This is a genomic window from Marinovum sp., assembly GCF_048263515.1.
Classification (GTDB): domain Bacteria; phylum Pseudomonadota; class Alphaproteobacteria; order Rhodobacterales; family Rhodobacteraceae; genus Marinovum.
Window position 1 is genome coordinate 38645 of sequence record NZ_JBLXEC010000016.1, and the last position, 19784, is coordinate 58428.

Here is a 19784-nt window from a genome sequence, read left to right on the forward strand (position 1 = left end):
TTCCGCGGGCAGCCATTTTCTTTTGTGACTGCCGTATTCAGTGAAAGCGAGTTTCCCATGACCTCCCTCTCCGTTGCCCCTGCCCGGTCGTTCTGGCGCGAAGGCCTGATCCTCGGCGCGCTGGTCGTGCCGGGCCCCTTTGCCGTCGACATGTTCCTGCCGGCGATGCCCGACATCACCCGCGATCTGGGCACCACGGTGGCCGCGACGCAGATGACGCTGACCGCATATTTCATCGCCTTCGGCCTGGCGCAGATGCTCTATGGCCCCTGGTCGGATGCCGCCGGCCGCAAGAAGCCGATCTATGCCGGGCTGGGCGTCTTCCTGCTGGGCACGCTGGCCTGTGCGCTGGCGCCTTCGATCGGTGTGCTGATCGCGGCGCGGGTGGTGCAGGCGATCGGCGCGGCGGTGCTGATGGTGGTGCCCCGTGCGATCATCCGCGACCGCCACACCGGTGACGCCGCGACCCGGATGATGGCGATGATCATGCTGGTGATGTCGGTCTCGCCGATGCTGGCGCCGCTGGCCGGCAGCCTGATCCTGGGCGCGGGAAGCTGGCGGCTGATCTTCGGCGTGCTGGCCGGGGCCGGCGCACTGGCGCTGGTGCTGAGCCTGCGCGCCCTGCCCGAGACCCTGGCGCCGGAGGCGCGGCAACCGGTCAACCTCGCCACCATGCGGCGCGGTATCGCCACGCTGTCGCGCGACCCGGTGTTCATGGGGCTGACGCTGGTCGGTGGCTTCGGCATGGCGAGCTTCTTCGTCTACCTGGCGATGTCGCCCTTTGTCTTTACCGGCGCCTATGGTCTCAGCCCGCAGCAGTTCAGCCTGGCCTTTGCGGTCAATGCCATGGGCTTCATCGCCGCCTCGCAATTCGCCGCCTCGCTGGGCGCACGGTTTGGCGCGGCGCGGGTGGTGAACTGGGCGATCTGCGGCTTTGCCGTCTGCGCCGCGGCGCTGGCGCTCTGGGCCTGGCTGGGCGCGGTGCCACTGGTCGGCTTGATCGCCGGTCTGGCGCTGGCCAATGCCTGCCTCGGGCTGGTGGTGCCGACCTCGATGGTGCTGGCGCTCGACCCGCACGGGCCGATTGCCGGGCTCGCCTCGTCCTTTGGCGGCACGCTGCAGATGGTGGTGGGTGGCGTCATGATCGGGCTCACCGGGCTGGTGTTCGACGGCACCCCGGCGCGGCTGATCCTGGCCATCCTGATCTGCGCGCTGCTGGCGGTGGTGACGATGCTGGTGACCCGGCGCGGCGCTGACACCTGATTTCGCCACGCCTGTTTGTGTCGAGGGGTTTGGGGGGCTCTGCCCGTGGTTTTACCGGGGCTTTGCCCCACAGTTTTTAAGAGGGGGGCTTTGCCCGCAGTCTTTTTTATGAGAGGGGGGCTTTGCCCCCCGGGCCTGCGGCCTCCCCCCAAGGGTATTTGTAAACAGAAGAAGATCAGGACGGCGCGGAAAACCCGCCGCCGGGCCTTGTACGTGCCGCGGGTTGGTGGGAATAAGCGGCCAACTCAAGCAGCAGGTGTCAGGGCAGAGAGGCAACCCCATGGCGCACAAGATCGTTGTCGGCAATGAAAAGGGCGGCGCGGGCAAATCCACCGTGTCGATGCATGTGGCAACCGCGCTGGCGCGGATCGGCCATTCGGTGGGCGTGGTCGATCTCGACCTGCGCCAGAAGACCTTTGGCCGCTACATGCACAACCGCACCAGCCACATGGCCGAGGCCGGGCTGAGCCTGCCGACGCCGCTTTATCACGATCTGCCGGCGACCGAGGGCGAGGAAGAGGCCAAGATCCACGGCGCGCTGGCGGCACTGGAGCCGGTCTGCGAGTTTGTCCTGATCGACTGCCCCGGCTCGCACACCAAGCTGAGCCAGATCGCGCATTCGCTGGCCGATACGCTGGTCACGCCCTTGAACGACAGTTTCGTCGATTTCGACCTGCTGGCCCATATCGACACCGAAGGCGACCGGATCACCGGCCCGTCGGTCTATTCCGAGATGGTCTGGGCTGCGCGGCAGGCCCGCGCGCTGGGTGGTGGCAAACCCATTGACTGGGTGGTGCTGCGCAACCGCGTGGGCGCGCAACAGATGGTCAACAAGATGAAGATGGAACAGGCGGTGCAGAAGCTGTCGAAGCGCATCGGCTTTCGCGTGGCGCCCGGCTTTTCCGAGCGGGTGGTATTTCGCGAGTTGTTTCCGCGCGGGCTGACGCTGCTCGATCTGCGCGATGCCGGGGTGCGACAGCTCAACATGTCGAACATCGCCGCGCGGCAGGAGCTGCGCGAGCTGATCAAGGCGCTGAACCTGCCGGGGGTGACGGTCAACTTCTGAGGTTTTGCGCGGCTTCGATGCTGGACCGCCGCCGGACTACGGCTCCCGCCCTGATACGCTGGTCTGTCGAAGGCGCGGCGGCAGGCTCTGTCTCTGGCAGGCAGGCGCGCAGTGCCTCCCTGACATGCAAGATGCAGTGCTGAAAGGCGCCAGCGCCGGAGCATTTCGATGCCCTGCCCGACCTGCGCTTGCGTCAGCCAAGCGAGGACGGCCCCGGGGGTTCAGCACCAAGATTTTCGGACGCTTCCGCCAAGATGGAACGCGATCCGACTGACGTCCAAACATGATTTTCACCGCCCTCTCAGCACCACGCTGCTATTCTGCCTTGACTCGCCATGGAACGTTCCACTAATGATATGGAACGTTCCAAAATGCAGGAGGACAGAGCGTGATTTGGGCACTTGTCGGCGCCAGTACCATCGCCAGCCAATACATGATCGGTGCCCTGCGCGCCCGGGCCGGCGGGGAGGTCCGCTGGGTTGTCAGCGGCTCGGAAGATCACGCGAGGCGCTTTGCGCAGGACCATGACATTCCCGAGACAACCACCGACCTGAGCCGGGCGCTGGCCGACCCGGAGGTCGAGGCGGTCTACATCTCCTCCACCAATGAAAAGCACCATCCTCAGGCGATGGCGGCGATCGCGGCCGGCAAGCATGTGCTCTGCGAAAAGCCGCTGGCGCTGACCACCGAAGAGGCCGCGGCGATGATCGCGGCCGCCAGGGCCGCCGGTGTCACGCTGGGCGTCAACCACCACCTGCGCCACGCGGGCAGCCACCGCGCGATGCGCGAGGTCATTGCCGCGGGCCGGCTTGGCCGCATCCTGTCGCTGCGGGTGTTCCACGCGGTGCATCTGCCAGAGCATCTGCGCGGCTGGCGGCTCGACAATCCGGCGGCGGGCGGCGGGGTGATCCCCGACATCACCGTGCACAACGCCGATACCGTGCGCTTCCTGCTGGGCGAAGACCCGACCTCGGTGATCGCCGAATCCGCGACCTCGGGCATGGGCCAGGGGGTCGAGGACAGCGCCATGTCGGTCTGGACCATGCCGTCGGGCGCGATGGTCTTCAGCCACGAGAGTTTCACCCACCCCTTCACCACCTCCGGCCTCGAGGTGCATGGCACCGAGGGCTCGCTGATCGCCCGTGGCGTCATGGCGCAGGACCCGGGCGGCGAGGTCGAGTTGATCACCGCCGAAGGACGCAGCGCCCTGCCCTTCGACACCACCAGCCTCTACGAGACCGCGGTGGGCCGCTTCGAGGACGCGGTGCGCGAGGGCACCGAGGCCAGCGCTTCTGGCCGCGACGGGCTGAAATCGCTGCAGATCGCCATGGCAGTGCGCGAGGCCGGGCGCAGCGGCACACGCCAGACCCTGGATTACGGAATGAGCGCATGAGCAAGATCGTCTCTCTCGCCGAGGCCGCGGCGCGTATCGCCGATGGCGCCGTGGTCACCGTCTCCTCCTCCTCCGCGCTGGGCTGTCCCGACCGGATGCTCGAGGCCATTGGCGCGCGCTTTGATGCCGAAGGCCATCCCCGCAACCTGACCACAATCCACCCGATTGCCGCCGGCGACATGTATGGCGTCAAGGGCGTCGACCATATCGCCAAGGACGGGCTGCTGGCGCGCATTCTCGGTGGCTCCTACCCCTCTGGCCCCTCGTCGAAGCCGATGCCGGAGATCTGGAAGATGGTCGTCGAGGACCGGGTCGCGGCCTACAACGTGCCCTCTGGCATCCTGTTCGACATGACGCGAGAGGCGGCGGCGAAGCGTCCCGGCGTGCTGACCAAGGTCGGCCTCGACACCTTTGTCGATCCGCAGCGCGAAGGCTGCGCGATGAACGACCGGGGCGCGGAGGCACCGATTGTCAGGCGGGTGGAGTTCGACGGCGACACCTGGCTGCATTTCCCCAACATCGTGCCCGATGTCGCCATCCTGCGCGCCACCACCGCCGACGAACACGGCAACCTGACCTATGAACACGAGGGCGCCTACCTGGGCGGTCTGGAACAGGCGATCTGCGTGCGCAACCACGGCGGGCTGGTGATTGCCCAGGTCAGCCGCATCACCAAGCGCGGCTCGCTGCGCCCGCATGACGTGCGGGTGCCGGGGCATCTGGTCGACCTGATCGTGATCGACCCAGAGCAGAAGCAGACCTGCGAGACGCCCTATGACCCGGCGATCTCGGGCCAGGTGATGCGGCCTTGGGACAGCTTTGAGCTGGCCGAGCACGGCGTCGAAAAGGTCATCGCCCGGCGCGCAGCGATGGAGCTGCGGCCCGGCATGTCGGCCAACCTCGGTTTCGGCATCAGTGCCATGGTGCCACGCATCCTGCTCGAGGAAGGCCAGCCCGAAGCGGTGACCTGGACCATCGAACAGGGCGCCGTGGGTGGCATGCCCCTGACCGGGTTCGCCTTTGGTTGCGCGTCGAACGCCGATGCCTTCGTCCCCTCGCCGCAGCAGTTCATCTACTTCCAGGGCGGCGGTTTCGACGTGTCGTTCCTGTCCTTCCTCGAGGTCGACAGCGACGGCAACGTCAATGTCTCGAAGCTGGGCAAGAAGCCCTATCTGACGGCCGGCTGCGGCGGGTTCGTCGACATCACGGCGGGGGCGAAGAAGATCGTCTTTTCCGGCTGGTTCGAGGCCGGCGCCAAGGTCGAGCTGACCGATCAGGGCATTCACATTGCCGCCCCCGGCAAGTTCACCAAGATGGTCGAAGCGGTTGAACACGTGACCTTTTCCGGAAAACGCGCCCGCGAGCTGGGGCAGGAAATCCTCTATGTCACCGAACGCTGCGTGATCCGGCTGACCGAGGCGGGCCTCGTGGCCACCGAGATCATGCCCGGCATCGACCCCGAGCGTGACATCGTCGCCGCCTCTGGCGGGCGGGTCACCGTGGCCGAGGATGCCATCACCCTGCCGCTGTCGCTGCTGGCGGATGCGCCGATGGGATGGGGCCAATGAGCGCCGTTCACCTGTCGCAAGAGGGCCGCGTGGCCGAGCTCAGGCTCGACAACCCGGCCAAGATGAACGCGCTGACCGTCGAGATGCTGGACCAGCTTGCCGCGCACCTCGACCGGATCGAGCGGGACCGCGGGATTGCCGCGGTGATGCTCACCGCCGAGGGCGACCGGGCCTTCTGCACCGGGGCCGACATAAACGGCTGGGGCGACCTGACGCCGGCCGAATTCGCGCGCCACTGGGTGCGCGACGGACACCGGATCTTCGACCGGTTGGCGCGGCTGTCGAAACCCACCGTGGCGGTTCTGAATGGCCATGCCTTCGGCGGCGGGCTGGAGCTGGCGGCGGCCTGTGACTTGCGGGTGATGGCCCCCACGGCGGCGCTGGCGCTGCCGGAGGCCGGTGTCGGCATCGTGCCCGGCTGGTCCGGTACGCAGCGTCTGCTGCGGCTGATGCCGGAGCCCATGGTCAAGGAGATGGCGCTCTTTGGTCACCGGATCAAAGCCGACCGGGCGCTGGCCTGCGGCTTTGTCGCCGCTGTCGCCGACGATCCGCGCACCGCGGCGCTGGCGCTCCTGGAGCGGGCCGTCACCCTCTCGCCCCGCGCGGTCGAGATTGCCAAGACGATGATCCATGCCGCCCAGGGCGAGGACCGCGCCGCCATGGTCGAGGCGCTGGGCAGCGCTGCCATTGCCGCCAGCGACGACCGGGCCGAAGGCGTCGCCGCCTTTCGTGACAAACGCAAACCAGATTTCTCGGGGACCTGACCGATGCTCGACCTTACCATCCAGACCGACCAGACCGTCGCCATGCCCGAGGCGCCCTTTGCCGCGCGGCATTTCATCGACGGCCAGTATTGCGACAGCGCTGATGGCCGCACCTCTGACCGGGTCTCGCCCTCACATGGCATCGTGGTCAGTCAGGCGGCGCTTGGCTCTGCCACCGAGACCGAGGCGGCGATTGCCGCCGCCCGCCGCGCCTTTGACGATGGCCGCTGGAGCGACCTGCCGGCCAAGGAGCGCGCGGCGGTGCTGACCCGTGTGGCCGAGTTGATCGAAGCCAATGAAGAGCGCCTCGCGGTGATCGAGACGCTGGAAAGCGGCAAGCCGATCAGCCAGGCGAGCGGCGAATGCGGCGGCGCGGCGGACCTCTGGCGCTATGCCGCCAGCCTCGCCCGCACCAGTCATGGCGACAGCCACAATACGCTGGGCGAGGATATCCTCGGCGTGGTGCTGAAGGAACCGATCGGCGTGGTCTCGATCATCACGCCCTGGAACTTCCCCTTCTGGATCCTCAGCCAGAAGCTGCCCTTTGCTCTGGCCGCCGGTTGCACCTGCGTGGTGAAGCCTTCGGAGATGACCCCCTCGACCACCGCCATGCTCGGCGAGTTGCTGGCTGAGGCCGGCTTGCCCGCCGGGGTCTGCAACATCGTGCTGGGACATGGCGACCCGGTGGGCAGCCTGATGTCCACCCACAAGGATGTCGACATGGTGAGCTTCACCGGCTCGACCGGCGTGGGCAAGCTGATCACTAAATCCGCCGGCCAGACCCTCAAGAAGGTGGCGCTGGAGCTGGGCGGCAAGAACCCGCAGGTGATCTTTCCCGATGCCGATCTGGAGAGCGCCGCCGATGCGGTGACCTTCGGCGTCTATTTCAATGTCGGCCAGTGCTGCAATTCCTCCTCGCGGATCATCGTGCACGAGGACATCGCCGATGCCTTTGTCGAGCGGGTGGTGGCGCTGTCGCGCAAGGTGGTCTTCGGCAACCCGATGCACCCCGACACCCAGGTCGGCGCCATCGTCACCGCCGAGCACCAGCAGAAGATCGACGGCTATGTTCAGGCCGCCAAAGCGCAAGGCGCCGAGGTCTGCCTTGGTGGCGGAGTGATGGAGGTGCCGGGGCTGGGCCAGCAGTTCTACCAGCCGACCGTGGTGCGCGGGGTGACCCCCGACATGGAGATCGCGCAGGCCGAGGTCTTCGGCCCGGTGCTCAGCGTGCTCACCTTCCGCGACTTCGACGAGGCAGTTGCTCTGGTGAATGACTCGGCCTACGGTCTGTCTGCGGGCGTCTGGAGCGAGGATGTCCACACCTGCCTGAGCTTCTGCCGCAAGGCACAGGCCGGCACGGTCTGGACCAACACCTGGATGGACGGATTTCCCGAGCTTGCCTTTGGCGGGATGAAGGAATCCGGCCAGGGACGCGAGATCGGGCGCTACGGTTTCGAGGAGTTCCTCGAGGTGAAAACACTGGTCATGCGTCTCGGGCGCAGCCGCGCGCCTTGGGTGAAGACAGACTGAATTTCACTGACGTGGCGCGGGGTTATGCGCCGTATTTCATGGAGACCTTGATGCGTTGTGACGCTTTCCTTCTGACAGGTGGCCCGGGTCGTGCCGGCACATGCGGGCCCTCAGGCCTCGGGCGCCTGCCACGAGGTGGGGCCCGGCGGATAGAGGTATTGCAGCTCGCTGGCGGGCGCGCCTTCCATGCTGCGCAACAGCATCTCGGCCATGGTCTTGCCGGTGGCGCGCAGGTCCTCGAAGACGGTTTCGATCCGCGGGCGGATGTTGTCGAAGATCGGCGAGGCGCGCTTTGCCACCACGTCGACCCCCTGCCCCGGCACCACGCCGGCATCGGCCAGAACGCCCAGCGTCGTCAGGGCAATCGCCTCACCGACGCAGACGTAACCGTCGGGCGGGTTCGGCTGCGCCATCCGGCTGCGCATCGCCTTGGCGATCTCGGTGCGCGGGCTGTCGATGGTGACCGTTTCGGCCACCTCGTAGTCGATCCCGGCGGCGCGGGCGGCCGAGACAAAGCCGTAGCGGATGTGCTGGCCGAAGGTGAAGCTGTCGGCGGGCGGGATCAGGCTGATGCGCCTGCGGCCGAGGTCGATCAGCCGTTGCACGGCGGCGCGGGCAAAGGCCTCGTTGTCGAAATCCACCCAGGCATGCGGCTCGGAGAACTCGGTCCGGCCATGGCAGACGAAGGGAAAGCCCTCTTCCATCAGCATCCGCACCCGCGGATCGAAATTCTCGGTGCGGGTGAACAGCAGCCCGTCGGCAAGGCGGTTGCGCAGGATGGTCCGCACCGGGCTGAGCCGGTCGGGACCAAGGCTGTCGGGCACCACGGTGACCGAATAGCCGGTGCCGCGCAGCCCCTCGGTGATGCCCGAGAGGAATTCGTGGGTGAAGCCCAGGAACTCGTGGTCGGTGTTGAGCAGCAGGGTCACCACTTGCGTGCGCCCGGTCCGCAGACGCCGCGCCGCGCGGTCCGGCACATAGCCCACCTGCCGCGCCGCCTCGGCGATCTTTTCCCGGGTGCTCTTGGCGATCTTGGGATCATCGGCCAGCGCCCGCGACACCGTGGCCACCGCATAGCCCGTCAGCTCGGCGACGGTGCGCAGCGTCGGCTTGGGACGGTCGAATCGGGGTCCGGTGCTCATGTGATCCACTTCACAAAACCGTCGCGGGACGGTGGCGACATCGAAGGTAGAGTAAGCTTGGAATTTAAATCGTTTCAACAGAAATCTTTCGCGCTGAAAGTTTGTGCAGGCGCGAATTTCACTGATTTCCGTTAATCGACAGTGGGTTGATCGGTATTACGAAACATTTCTGGAGGCGCCTGACCAAGATAACGCTTGACGTAAAAGCGATTTATAACGTTTTAATGTTGCTGCCCGGGAGGGGCGCTTCAATAGGGAGAACTGCAATGACAATGATGAAAACACTGAAGATGACGGCCATGGCCGTGGGCCTGGCCTCGCCGGCGGTTGCCGCCGACGTGGAGGTGCTGCACTGGTGGACGTCCGGTGGTGAAGCCGCGGCTCTGAACGTGCTCAAGGACGATCTCGCCGGCCAGGATATCGGCTGGCAGGACATGCCGGTCGCCGGTGGCGGCGGCACCCAGGCGATGACCGTGCTGCGGGCGCGCGTCACTTCGGGCAATGCGCCCACCGCCGTGCAGATGCTGGGCTTTGACATCACCGACTGGGCCAAGGAAGGCGCTCTGGCCAACCTCAACGAGATCGCCGAAGCCGGCAACTGGGGCGACGTGGTGCCTGAGGCGCTGCAGAAGTTCGCCACCTATGACGGCAAGTGGGTCGCTGCCCCGGTGAACGTGCACTCGACCAACTGGGTCTGGGCCAACAAGGCGATCATGGACGAACTGGGCCTCGAAGAGCCGCAGTCCTGGGAAGATTTCATCGCCGCGCTCGAAGCCGCGAAGGAAGCCGGTTACACCGCACTGGCCCATGGCGGTCAGGCCTGGCAGGAAGCCACCTTCTTTGACGCCGTGGTGCTGTCGGTCGGCGGGCCCGAGTTCTATCAGGCCTCGATGATCGACCTCGATCCCGAGGCGCTGGGCTCGGACCAGATGAAAGAGGTCTTCGACCGCATGGGCACGCTGCGCAGCTTCGTCGATGACAACTTCTCGGGCCGCGACTGGAACCTGGCCACCGCCATGGTGATCAACAAGGAAGCCGCGTTCCAGCTGATGGGTGACTGGGCCAAGGGCGAATTCCTCAATGCCGGCAAGGTCCCGGGCGAGGATTTCCTCTGCTTCCGCTTCCCCGGCAGCCAGGATCAGGTGACCTTCAACTCCGACCAGTTCGCGATGTTCAGCCAGGGCGATGGCGTCTCTGACGAACAGGCGGCTCTGGCCAACGCGATCATGTCGCCGGAATTCCAGATCGCCTTCAACAAGGTCAAGGGCTCGGTTCCCGCCCGTACCGACCTTGACGCCAGCGAGCTGGATGCCTGTGGCCAACGCGCTTACGAAGACTTCAAGGCGGCCGCCTCCAGCGGCAACCTGTACGGCTCCATGGGCCACGGCCACGCCAACCCGGCGTCGGTCAAGAACGCGATGTATGACGTGATCACCGCGCATTTCAACGGCGAGTACGACAGCGCCACCGCTGTCGAAGAGCTCGTTACCGCGGTCGAAATCTCGCAGTAACCGGCCCCTAACGGGAAGGCGCGATCCCGCGCCTTCCCACCCTGCTTCCGGAGACTCCCATGACACAGGTTGCCAATACCCGCCGAGGCGGTTCTGACTGGCTGCGCGAAGCCCTGCCAAAGATCGTCCTCAGCCCGAGCCTCGCGATGGTGCTGATCTTCGTCTACGGCTTCATCATCTTCACCTTCTACCTGTCCTTCACCGACAGCCGCATCCTGCCCTCCTACGAGCTGGTGGGCTGGGAGAACTACTCCAAGCTGTTCCGCATCCGCGCCTGGGACACTGCGGTCACGAACCTGCTGATCTTCGGCTCGCTCTACATCGTGATCTGCTGCGCGCTGGGCCTGGCCCTGGCGATCCTGCTCGATCAGAAGATCCGCGCCGAGGGCTTCATCCGCACCATCTACCTCTACCCGATGGCGCTGAGCTTCATCGTCACCGGCACCGCCTGGAAATGGTTCCTCGATCCGGGCATCGGCTTGCAGGCCGTGGTCAGAAGCTGGGGCTGGGAGAGCTTTACCTTCGACTGGATCAAGGACGGCGACATGGCGATCTATACCATCGTCATCGCCGCGGTCTGGCAGACCAGCGGATTCGTCATGGCGATGTTCCTCGCCGGTCTCCGCGGCATCGACAACGAGGTGCTCAAGGCGGCCCAGATCGACGGTGCCTCGAACTTTGCGCTTTATCGCCGGATCGTCATCCCGCAGCTGCGCCCGGCCTTCATGTCGGCCTTCGTGGTGCTGGCGCACATGGCGATCAAGTCCTACGACCTCGTCATCGCGCTCACCGGCGGCGGGCCCGGCACGGCCACCGAACTGCCGGCGACCTTCATGTATTCCTACACCTTCACCCGCAACCAGATGGGCATCGGCGCGGCCTCGGCCACGATCATGCTGATGGCGATTGCGGCGATCATGGTGCCCTACATCTACTCCGAACTCAGGGAGAAGTCGTGATGTCCAGCAATGCAACCGCAACCGTGGTGCGCACCGGGGCCGGCTCGCGCTTCGTGATCTACACCCTGCTCGCGATCTTCTGTCTCTACTACCTGCTGCCGCTCTACGTGATGGTGGTGAACTCGCTGAAACCGCTGAGCGAGATTCAGGCCGGGGGCATGATGTCCCTGCCCGACCAATGGACCGTCGCGCCGTGGAAAAGTGCCTGGTCGACGGCGCAGATCGGCGTCGAGGCCACCGGTCTCAAGCCGTTCTTCTGGAACTCCATCGTCATGGTGGTGCCGGCGGTGGCGATCTCGACCGTGCTGGGCGCGCTCAACGGCTATGTGCTGACCAAGTGGCGCTTTCGCGGTGACACGATCATCTTCGGCCTGCTGCTCTTTGGCTGCTTCATCCCCTTCCAGATGGTGCTGATCCCGATGGCTCGGATGCTGGGGCTTGTCGGTCTCGCCGGCACCGTTCCGGGGCTGGTCTTTGTTCACCTCGTTTACGGCATCGGCTTCTCGACGCTTTATTTCCGCAACTACTACCAGCAGTTCCCGACCGAACTGGTGCGCGCGGCGATGATCGACGGGGCCGGCTTCTTCACCATCTTCCGCCGCATCATGCTGCCCTCGTCGGGGCCGATCGCCGTGGTCTGCGTGATCTGGCAGTTCACCAACATCTGGAACGACTTCCTGTTCGGCGCCTCCTTCTCTGACTTCGACAGCCAGCCGATGACGGTGGCACTCAACAACCTCGTCCAGTCCTCGACGGGCGTGAAGGAATACAACGTCCACTTCGCCGGCGCCATCATGGCCGCCCTCCCCACCCTGCTCGTCTACGTCGTCGCCGGGCGCTACTTCGTCCGCGGCCTGATGGCCGGTTCCGTGAAAGGATAATCCCATGGGATTTCTCGACATCAACAACGCCACCAAATCCTATGGCTCGGTCAAGGTGCTGCACGAGACCAACATCTCGATCGAGGAAGGCGAGTTTCTTGTGCTCGTCGGCCCCTCGGGCTGCGGCAAGTCGACCCTGCTCAACATGATTGCCGGGCTGGAAGAGATCACCACCGGCGACATCGCGATCAAGGGCCGCTCGATGAACGGCGTGCGGCCGGCCGAGCGCAATATCGCCATGGTGTTCCAGTCCTACGCGCTCTACCCCAACATGAACGTCGGTCAGAACATCGTCTTCGGTCTGGAAATGCACGGCGTGCCCAAGCCCGAGCGTGACAAGGCGATGAACGAGGTGGCCGACCTGTTGCAGATCAAGCATCTGCTGGATCGCAAGCCCGGGCAATTGTCCGGCGGTCAGCGCCAGCGGGTGGCCATGGGCCGCGCGCTGGTGCGTGATCCTGACGTGTTCCTCTTCGACGAGCCGCTCAGCAACCTCGATGCCAAGCTGCGCGTCGACATGCGCACCGAGATCAAGAAGCTGCACCAGAAGCTGAAGACCACCATCGTCTATGTCACCCACGACCAGATCGAGGCGCTGACGCTCTCGACCCGGATCGCGGTGATGTTCGGCGGCCATGTGCAGCAGCTGGGCACGCCCAAGGAGATCTATGACAACCCGGCCAACATGTTCGTTGCCGGTTTCATGGGCTCGCCCTCGATGAACCTGTTCCCGGCGCGGATCGCGGTGGAGAACGGTCGCGCGGTCGCCAAGGCGCGGCTGGCCAGCGGCGAAGAGGCCACCCTGCCCTTTGCCGAGGGTCGCGGCTTTGAGCGTCACGACGGCCGCGAGATCGTGCTGGGCCTGCGCCCCGAGGCGATCACCGACCGCGACGGCGCCGACCGTAACAGCCGCGCGGTGCAGGTGATCGACGCCCATGTCGAGGTGACCGAACCGGCGGGCTCCGACACCTTCGTCGTCACCCAGTTGGGCGGCAAGGAGGTCACCGGGCGCTTCCGGGCGGATGTGGATGTGCACGCGGGCCACAGCTTCCCCTTTGCCATCAACATGGACAAGGCCGTGGCCTTCGATCCGGAAACCGAGCAGCGCGTGTCGTGATGAGCGATGCGGCGGATATCGTGATCGTGGGGTCGGGCATCGGCGGGGCAACCCTCGCCGCCGCCCTCGCTCCCAGCGGCCGCCGCATCCTCGTGCTGGAACGCGGCGAGCGGCTGCGGCCCTCGGCCGAGGACCGTGATGCCGAAGCGATCTTTCTGCGCGGGCATTATCGCCCCGACGAGCAGTGGCTCGACGGCGAGGGCCGCGCCTTTCAACCCGGAAATTACTACAACGTCGGCGGCAATTCGAAATTCTACGGCGGCGCGCTGATCCGCTACCGTGCCGAGGATTTCCGCCCCCTGCGCCACATCGGCGGCACCACGCCGGGCTGGCCGATCTCCTATGACGCGCTCGAGCCCTTTTATGGCGAGGCCGAGCAGATGTACGACGTGCGCGGCGCGGCCGGCCTTGATCCGACCGAACCGCCGCGCTCGGCCGACTATCCCTACGGCCCGGTCCCGCATGAGCCGGTGATCGCCGACCTCGGCGAGAGGCTCACGGCGCAGGGGCTGCATCCCTCGCCGGTGCCGCTGGGCGTCGATCTCGAGCGCTGGCTGTCGCGCGCGAAAACGCCTTGGGATGCCTTTCCGGACACCAACGGCGGCAAGCGCGATGCGGAAAGCGCGGCGCTGGCCAAGGCGCTGGCGCATGACAATGTCACGCTGCGCACCGGTGCCCGGGTGCGCCGGTTGCTGCGCGGCAAGGACACCCACCTGCGCGGCGTCGAGCTGGACAGCGGCGAGGTGATCGAGGCCCGCATCGTCGCGCTGGCCGCCGGCGCAGTGCAAAGCGCGGCGCTGCTGCTGGCCTCGGCCGACGAGACCAACCCCAAGGGGCTGGCCAACCGCTCCGACCAGGTGGGGCGCAACTTCATGAACCACAATTGTTCGGCCGTGCTGGCGCTGCACCCGCTGCGCCGCAACACCTCGGTCTATCAGAAGACCCTGATGCTGAACGATTTCTACCTCACCGGCGGGCCCGATGGCGAACCGCTGGGCAATGTGCAGCTCCTTGGCAAGATCTCCGGCCCGATCCTCGCCGGGTCGTCCGGTCTGCCACGGCCGCTGGCCAACTGGATCGCCGCGCGCTCGGTCGATCTCTATGCCATGTCAGAAGACCTGCCCAATCCCGAGAGCCGCGTGACGCTGAAGAATGGCCAGATCGTGCTCGACTGGAAACGCTCGAACGAGGCGGCGCATGCGGCGCTGGTCACAAGGCTCAAGCAGCTGTTGCGCAAGGCGGGCTTTCCGCTGGTGCTGTCGCGCGCCTTCGACCGGCGCACGCCCTCGCATCAATGCGGCACCGCGCGCATGGGCGACGACCCTACGACCAGCGTCACCGACAGTTTCGGCCGCAGCCACGACCACCCAAATCTCTTCATCACCGATGCCGCGATCCTGCCGACCTCGGCGGCGGTCAACCCGGCGCTGACCATCGCGGCGCTGGCGCTGCGCGCCGGCCAGCACATCCGCCAGCGCGACCTCACGGCCTGACCCCCCATTCCCAGGAAGACCCCATGTCCAAAGGCTACGATTTCATCATCATTGGCGGCGGTTCCGCCGGTTCGGTCCTTGCCGGGCGGCTGTCAGAGGACGCCTCGGCCCGGGTGCTGCTGCTGGAAGCGGGCGGCAGCGACCGCCATCCGTTCTACCACCTGCCCGCCGGCTTCGCCAAGATGACCAAGGGCATTGGTTCCTGGGGGTGGGACACGGTTCCGCAGAAACACATGCAGAACAAGGTGTTCCGCTATACCCAGGCCAAGGTGATCGGCGGCGGCTCGGCGATCAACGCCCAGATCTACACGCGCGGCAACCCGCAGGATTACGACGATTGGAAGCAGATGGGCTGCGCCGGCTGGGGTTATGACGACGTGCTGCCCTATTTCAAAAAGGCCGAGGACAACGAGACATACGAGAACGACTATCACGGCAAGGGCGGGCCTTTGGGCGTCAGCGAACCGCGCGCGCCGCTGCCGATCTGCGAGGCCTATTTCGAGGCCGCCGCCGCGCTCGGCATCCCCCGCAACCGCGACATCAACGGCGCGCGACAGGATGGCGTCTGCTACTACCAGCTGACCCAACGCAACGTGCGGCGGTCCTCGGCGGCAATGGCCTATGTCACGCCGAACCGGCACCGCAAAAACCTGACGGTGAAGCTGGGCGCGCAGGTGCGGCGGCTGATCGTCGAGCGGGGCCGCGCGAGGGGCGTCGAGTTGCTGGACGGCACCCGGCTGATGGCCGACCGCGAGGTGCTGCTGTCCTCAGGCGCGGTGGGCTCGCCCCGGCTGTTGCAGCTTTCGGGGATCGGGCCGGCGGATCATCTGGCGGGCCTCGGCATCGACGTCGTGCAGGATCAGCCTGAAATCGGTGCCAACCTGCAGGACCACCTCGACCTCTATTGCATCAGCGAGCTTTCTGGCCCCTACAGCTATGACCGCTATGCCAAGCCGCAATGGGCGGCGCTGGCTGGCCTCGACTATCTGCTCAGGCGCAAGGGGCCGGTGGCCTCGTCGTTGTTCGAGACCGGCGGCTTCTGGTACGCCGACCCCGATGCGCGCTCGCCCGACATCCAGTTCCACCTCGGCCTCGGCACCGGCATCGAACACGGGGTGGCGGCCATGCCGCAGGGCGGGATCACGCTGAATTCCTGCTACCTGCGCCCGCGCTCGCGCGGCACGGTAAGGCTGCAAAGCGCCGATCCGGCAAAGGCGCCGCTGATCGATCCGAACTATCTGGCCGATCCGCTCGACCGCGAGATGTCGATCCGCGGGCTCAAGCTGACGCAGGAGATCCTGGCGCAGAGCGCGCTCGGCAAATACATCCTCGCCGAACGCCTGCCGGGGCCTGACGTGAAGACCGATCAGGAGTATTTCGACTTCATCTGCACCCATTCCAAGACCTCGCACCATTGTGCCGGCACCTGCCGGATGGGCGTCGACGATGGCGCGGTGGTCGACACAAGGCTGCGCTTCAACGGGATCGAGGGGCTGCGCATCGTCGACAATTCGATCATGCCGACGGTGATCTCGTCCAACACCAACGCTGCTGCCATCATGATCGGCGAAAAAGCCGCTGACATGATCAAGCAGGACAATGGACTGACAACATGAGGAAGACGCAATGATCCGCCACGTGGTTCTGATCCGGTTCAAGCCGGAGGTCAGCGAAGAGACGATTGCCGCGCTCTTTGCCGAGCTGAAGGAGATCGAGGACAAGCTGCCCGCCTGCCTCGGCATCACCGCCGGCAAGAGCGAGAGCCCGGAAAAGATGGAGCGCGGCTACATGCATGGCTTCATTGCCGATTTCACCGATTGGGACGGGCTGCAGGCCTATCAGGACCACCCCGACCATCAGGTGGCGGGCGCCAAGCTCAGCGCCCATGCGGTGGGCGGCAAGGACGGCATCCTCTGCTTCGACCTGCCGGTCGACGTGGGGTGAGCGGCTGGCGTTCTCTTGGCCGCGCGCTTATGGCACTCTGACCGAGAGGCAACCGGCAAGAGCACAGACATGACCCGCAGACCGACCATCATCGACGTGGCGCGCGAGGCCGGCGTTTCCAAGTCGACCGTCAGCCTGGTGCTGCAGAACAGCCCCTCGGTGCGCGACGAGACCCGCAAGCAGGTGCGCGAGGCGATGGCGCGGATCGGCTATGTCTACAACCGCTCGGCCGCCAACATGCGCAAATCCGACGCCGGTCTGGTCGGGCTGGTGATCAACGACTTGCGCAACCCGTTCTTTACCGAATTCGCCACGTCGCTGCAGATGGCGCTGGCTGACAAGGGCTATTCCGCCGTCATCGCCAATACCGACGAAGACCCGGGCCTGCAGGCGCAGGTGGTGGGCTCGATGATCGAACACGGGGTGTCCGCGCTGATCCTCTGCCCGGCCTATGGCGAGACGCGGCCGACCTTCGACGCCATTGCGCGCGCAAACATTCCAGCGATGCAGATGCTGCGACGGGTGGATGACCGGCTCGACCTCTTCCCCCTCTCCGCCCCCGATTACGCCCGCGGCAGCCGCGAGGCGACGCAGCACCTGCTGGATCAGGGGGCGGGCCGCGTGGCCTTCGTCGGCGGTCTTCAGGGCCGTGCGGTGACCGAGGAACGTCAGGCCGGCTATCTCGGCGTGCTGGCAGAGGCCGGGCTGGCGCCGGTAATGCTGACCGGCCAATCCTCGCGCGCCTTCGGCCGCGCGGCGGTGGCGGAGCTTGCCGAAAAGCACCCAGAGGTCGATGCCGCGGTCTGCTTCAACGACCTGGTGGCTTTGGGGATGATCTCGGGCTTTCAGGAGCAGGGCCGCAGCGTCGGCGACACCTTCCGCATCGTCGGATTCGACGATATTTCCGAGGCGGCGCAATGCTTTCCGACGCTGTCCTCAGTCCGCTGCGACATTGCCGGCATCGGCGCCAAGGCCGCCGGCACGGTGATCGACTGGCTCGACAGCGGCACGCCGCCGCCCGGGGAAACCCGGACGCCGGTGAGCCTCGTTGTGCGTCAGTCGAGCGGCGGCGCCTCGCCCAGTTCATAGATCGCCCCGGTCAGCCAGGCCGGCCAATCCCGCTCGAAAACCGCTTTCGCGTTCTCGTCAAAGCTGCGGTTGGGCCGTTCCGCCAGCACCATCTCGCCGCCCGCCATCCGCAGGGTGATCTGGCTCTCCTTGTCCACCTCGCGCTCTGGCCGGAACCGCACCTCCTCCAGCGGGCCTTTCACCGACATCGGCAGCGCCTCGCCCTCGGGATCGCAGATCGCCCGCGCCCCGCGGCTGCCGCCGCCCTGCGAGATGTAGTGATCCAGCGCGGTCAGCACCGCCTCGGAGGTCAGCGCCATCTGCTGCCATTGCAGCGCCCGGCCGATCTCGCCGCCGCGGGCATAGCCGATCCCCTGCGCCCTGATCCGCGCGTTCAGCGCCCGCGCCTCGGCCAGTGCCGCGCGCACGTCGCGGGGATTGCAAAGAATTCCGGCCTGGTCGCTCATCCGCGCCTGCACCTCCTGCCGCACCTCCTGCAAGGGCACGCCGCCCTCAGGCTGCAGGATCGCTTCGATGCCCGCGACCGCCGCGGCCACATCGCCGTCCGCGCCCTCAGCAGGCGCGACCGCACGGCCACTGGCGGCAATATGCTCGCCCACCCGCGTGCCGAAGACCTGACCCGCGTTCAGCGCCGAGCCGCCCGGCCGCGTGGCGCCGTGGGTGCCCGCCGCCTCGCCCACCGCGTAGATGCCGGCGACATTGGTCCGCCCCCAGGTATCCACCGCAATACCACCGTTCATGTGCTGGTTGTTCACCGCGAACTCCAGCGGTTCGGCAGCAATATCAACCTTGTAGCGCCGATACAGCTCGATCGCGAGCGGGTTCATCTGCCGCAACCGGTCGATCGGCAACGCCTGGTCCGCCCCGGCATCGCGCAGATAGCGCGTCACGTCATCGTCCAGCCGGTCGAGGCTGAAGGGCGCATCCCCCGGCATCGGTGCCGGGTTGCGATTGAAGTCCATGAACACCCGCCGCCCGGCCTGCGTCTCGCGAAAGATCGCGAGGTCGACAAGGCTGGAGCGGAAATCCAGCATGCGGCTGGCGTGGAACGGCCATTGATAGCCCTTGCGAAAGACGTTTGAGGCCAGTTCCTGCGTCGTGCGGTAGTACTCGGCGAGGAAGTGATGCTCCTGCCCCTCGGCATCGACCGAGTAGATATGCGGAATGACCTGCACATAGGTGCCCGACAGGTTCCAGGGAAAGCCCTCGCGCCGGGTGCCGATGCCGAACTGGCTCTCGGTGATGTTGACCAGTTCGAGCCCGGCCTCGAGCGCCAGCCCCAGCGAGCCGAAACAGCCGTTGGGAAAGACGCTGTCACGGTAGAGCTCGCCCGGCCCCCCCGCCGCCAGCACCAGCGCATTGCAGCGATAGAGCGCGAGGCCGTGCGGGTTCCGCTCTGACCGATCCTTGGGACGCACCGCCAGCACGCCGGTGACCTGGCCGTCGCGCGTGAGGATGCGAACCGCGGTGGTCTGGTTGAAGAACCCCACGCCCAGCCGCAGCGCCTCTTCCGCCAGCACCTTGACCATCAGCCGCGAGGTGCGCGGCCCGCAGCTTGTGGCGCGGCCGGTCTCGTCGTGGTCGGTCTGATAGCGCAGCGTGCCGCCAAGCGCGTCCTGCGGCAACGGCAACCCAAGAAACTGCAATGATGCCATGGCCCTGACCGATCCCACCGCCTCGATATAGGCGATGTCCTCGTCCATCGCGCCGCCGGATCGGATGGCGCGGGCCATGGCCTTGAAGTTGTCGCCCTGGTCGGCGGTATTGGCGGTGTGCAGCGTCTGCTTGTCAGAGCCGGAACAGGCCGAGGTGCCGCCCCAGGCGCTTTGGCTGATGATCTTCACGTGACCGCCCCGGCGGCGCAGTTCCACCGCCGCGCGCAGCCCGGCCGCGCCGCTGCCCACCACCAGCGCGCCGCTGCGATGCACCGGAATGACATGCCCGACGAGGCTCAGGGTCTCGTCGAACCCCGGCTCGGGCGTCAGGCGCGGCATGTCGACGTCGGTCAGGGCATCAAGGATGTCTTGCGGGATGGCTTGGGTCACGTGGCTCGGTCCGAGTCTG

The 19784-nt window shown here is 66.3% G+C and carries 16 protein-coding genes; 14 read left to right on the forward strand and 2 right to left on the reverse strand.

All coding sequences use genetic code 11. The features are described 5' to 3' along the window. Positions 1 to 57 precede the first annotated feature (57 nt). The 6 genes from ACN0SE_RS14685 to ACN0SE_RS14710 all read left to right on the forward strand — a co-directional run bounded on the left by ACN0SE_RS14685 (position 58) and on the right by ACN0SE_RS14710 (position 7584). Positions 58 to 1263 (forward strand): multidrug effflux MFS transporter, encoded by a 1206-nt coding sequence (locus ACN0SE_RS14685; protein WP_417525282.1) that lies wholly within the window; start codon positions 58 to 60, stop codon positions 1261 to 1263. Between the two features lie 280 nt (positions 1264 to 1543). Further along, on the forward strand, positions 1544 to 2329 hold the full coding sequence (locus tag ACN0SE_RS14690) for a division plane positioning ATPase MipZ (RefSeq protein ID WP_417525283.1): 786 nt from the start codon (positions 1544 to 1546) through the stop codon (positions 2327 to 2329). A gap of 388 nt (positions 2330 to 2717) precedes the next feature. Continuing rightward, the gene (locus ACN0SE_RS14695) at positions 2718 to 3722 is read left to right on the forward strand and encodes a Gfo/Idh/MocA family protein (RefSeq protein WP_417525284.1); all 1005 of its coding nucleotides are present in this window, start codon (positions 2718 to 2720) and stop codon (positions 3720 to 3722) included. Next, positions 3719 to 5290, forward strand: a complete 1572-nt coding sequence (locus ACN0SE_RS14700) for an acyl CoA:acetate/3-ketoacid CoA transferase (RefSeq protein WP_417525285.1) — start codon at positions 3719 to 3721, stop codon at positions 5288 to 5290. The genes ACN0SE_RS14695 and ACN0SE_RS14700 overlap by 4 nt, the downstream gene beginning before the upstream one ends. Continuing rightward, the gene (locus tag ACN0SE_RS14705) at positions 5287 to 6054 is read left to right on the forward strand and encodes an enoyl-CoA hydratase/isomerase family protein (protein WP_417525286.1); all 768 of its coding nucleotides are present in this window, start codon (positions 5287 to 5289) and stop codon (positions 6052 to 6054) included. Before ACN0SE_RS14700 ends, ACN0SE_RS14705 begins: the two co-directional genes overlap by 4 nt. A 3-nt stretch (positions 6055 to 6057) precedes the next feature. Then, positions 6058 to 7584: an aldehyde dehydrogenase family protein gene (locus tag ACN0SE_RS14710; RefSeq protein WP_417525287.1), complete on the forward strand. Its 1527-nt coding sequence runs from the start codon at positions 6058 to 6060 to the stop codon at positions 7582 to 7584. 110 nt (positions 7585 to 7694) lie between these two features. On the opposite strand, the gene ACN0SE_RS14715 is transcribed toward ACN0SE_RS14710, so the two are convergent. Beyond that, a complete protein-coding gene (locus ACN0SE_RS14715) occupies positions 7695 to 8726 on the reverse strand; it encodes a LacI family transcriptional regulator (RefSeq protein ID WP_417525288.1) in 1032 nt (343 codons plus the stop codon). A 266-nt stretch (positions 8727 to 8992) separates the two neighbouring features. Here ACN0SE_RS14715 and ACN0SE_RS14720 point away from each other — a divergent pair, with 266 nt between their 5' ends. The 8 genes from ACN0SE_RS14720 to ACN0SE_RS14755 all read left to right on the forward strand — a co-directional run bounded on the left by ACN0SE_RS14720 (position 8993) and on the right by ACN0SE_RS14755 (position 17720). After that, positions 8993 to 10237 (forward strand): ABC transporter substrate-binding protein, encoded by a 1245-nt coding sequence (locus ACN0SE_RS14720; protein WP_417525289.1) that lies wholly within the window; start codon positions 8993 to 8995, stop codon positions 10235 to 10237. A 59-nt stretch (positions 10238 to 10296) separates the two neighbouring features. Then, on the forward strand, positions 10297 to 11196 hold the full coding sequence (locus tag ACN0SE_RS14725) for a carbohydrate ABC transporter permease (RefSeq protein WP_417525290.1): 900 nt from the start codon (positions 10297 to 10299) through the stop codon (positions 11194 to 11196). Then, positions 11196 to 12077, forward strand: coding sequence for a carbohydrate ABC transporter permease (locus tag ACN0SE_RS14730; RefSeq protein WP_417525291.1), 882 nt, complete (start codon positions 11196 to 11198; stop codon positions 12075 to 12077). The genes ACN0SE_RS14725 and ACN0SE_RS14730 overlap by 1 nt, the downstream gene beginning before the upstream one ends. A 4-nt stretch (positions 12078 to 12081) precedes the next feature. Then, positions 12082 to 13194, forward strand: coding sequence for an ABC transporter ATP-binding protein (locus ACN0SE_RS14735; protein ID WP_417525292.1), 1113 nt, complete (start codon positions 12082 to 12084; stop codon positions 13192 to 13194). Beyond that, positions 13194 to 14687, forward strand: coding sequence for an FAD-dependent oxidoreductase (locus tag ACN0SE_RS14740; protein WP_417525293.1), 1494 nt, complete (start codon positions 13194 to 13196; stop codon positions 14685 to 14687). Before ACN0SE_RS14735 ends, ACN0SE_RS14740 begins: the two co-directional genes overlap by 1 nt. 23 nt (positions 14688 to 14710) lie before the next feature. Beyond that, a complete protein-coding gene (locus ACN0SE_RS14745; RefSeq protein ID WP_417525294.1) occupies positions 14711 to 16303 on the forward strand; it encodes a GMC family oxidoreductase in 1593 nt (530 codons plus the stop codon). 10 nt (positions 16304 to 16313) lie between these two features. Continuing rightward, a complete protein-coding gene (locus ACN0SE_RS14750) occupies positions 16314 to 16631 on the forward strand; it encodes a Dabb family protein (protein ID WP_417525295.1) in 318 nt (105 codons plus the stop codon). 69 nt (positions 16632 to 16700) lie between these two features. Continuing rightward, a complete protein-coding gene (locus ACN0SE_RS14755; protein ID WP_417525296.1) occupies positions 16701 to 17720 on the forward strand; it encodes a LacI family DNA-binding transcriptional regulator in 1020 nt (339 codons plus the stop codon). Here the strand turns inward: ACN0SE_RS14755 and ACN0SE_RS14760 are convergent. Next, positions 17687 to 19765, reverse strand: coding sequence for an FAD-binding protein (locus ACN0SE_RS14760; RefSeq protein ID WP_417525297.1), 2079 nt, complete (start codon positions 19763 to 19765; stop codon positions 17687 to 17689). The two genes, ACN0SE_RS14755 and ACN0SE_RS14760, sit on opposite strands and share 34 nt — an antisense overlap. Positions 19766 to 19784 lie beyond the last annotated feature (19 nt).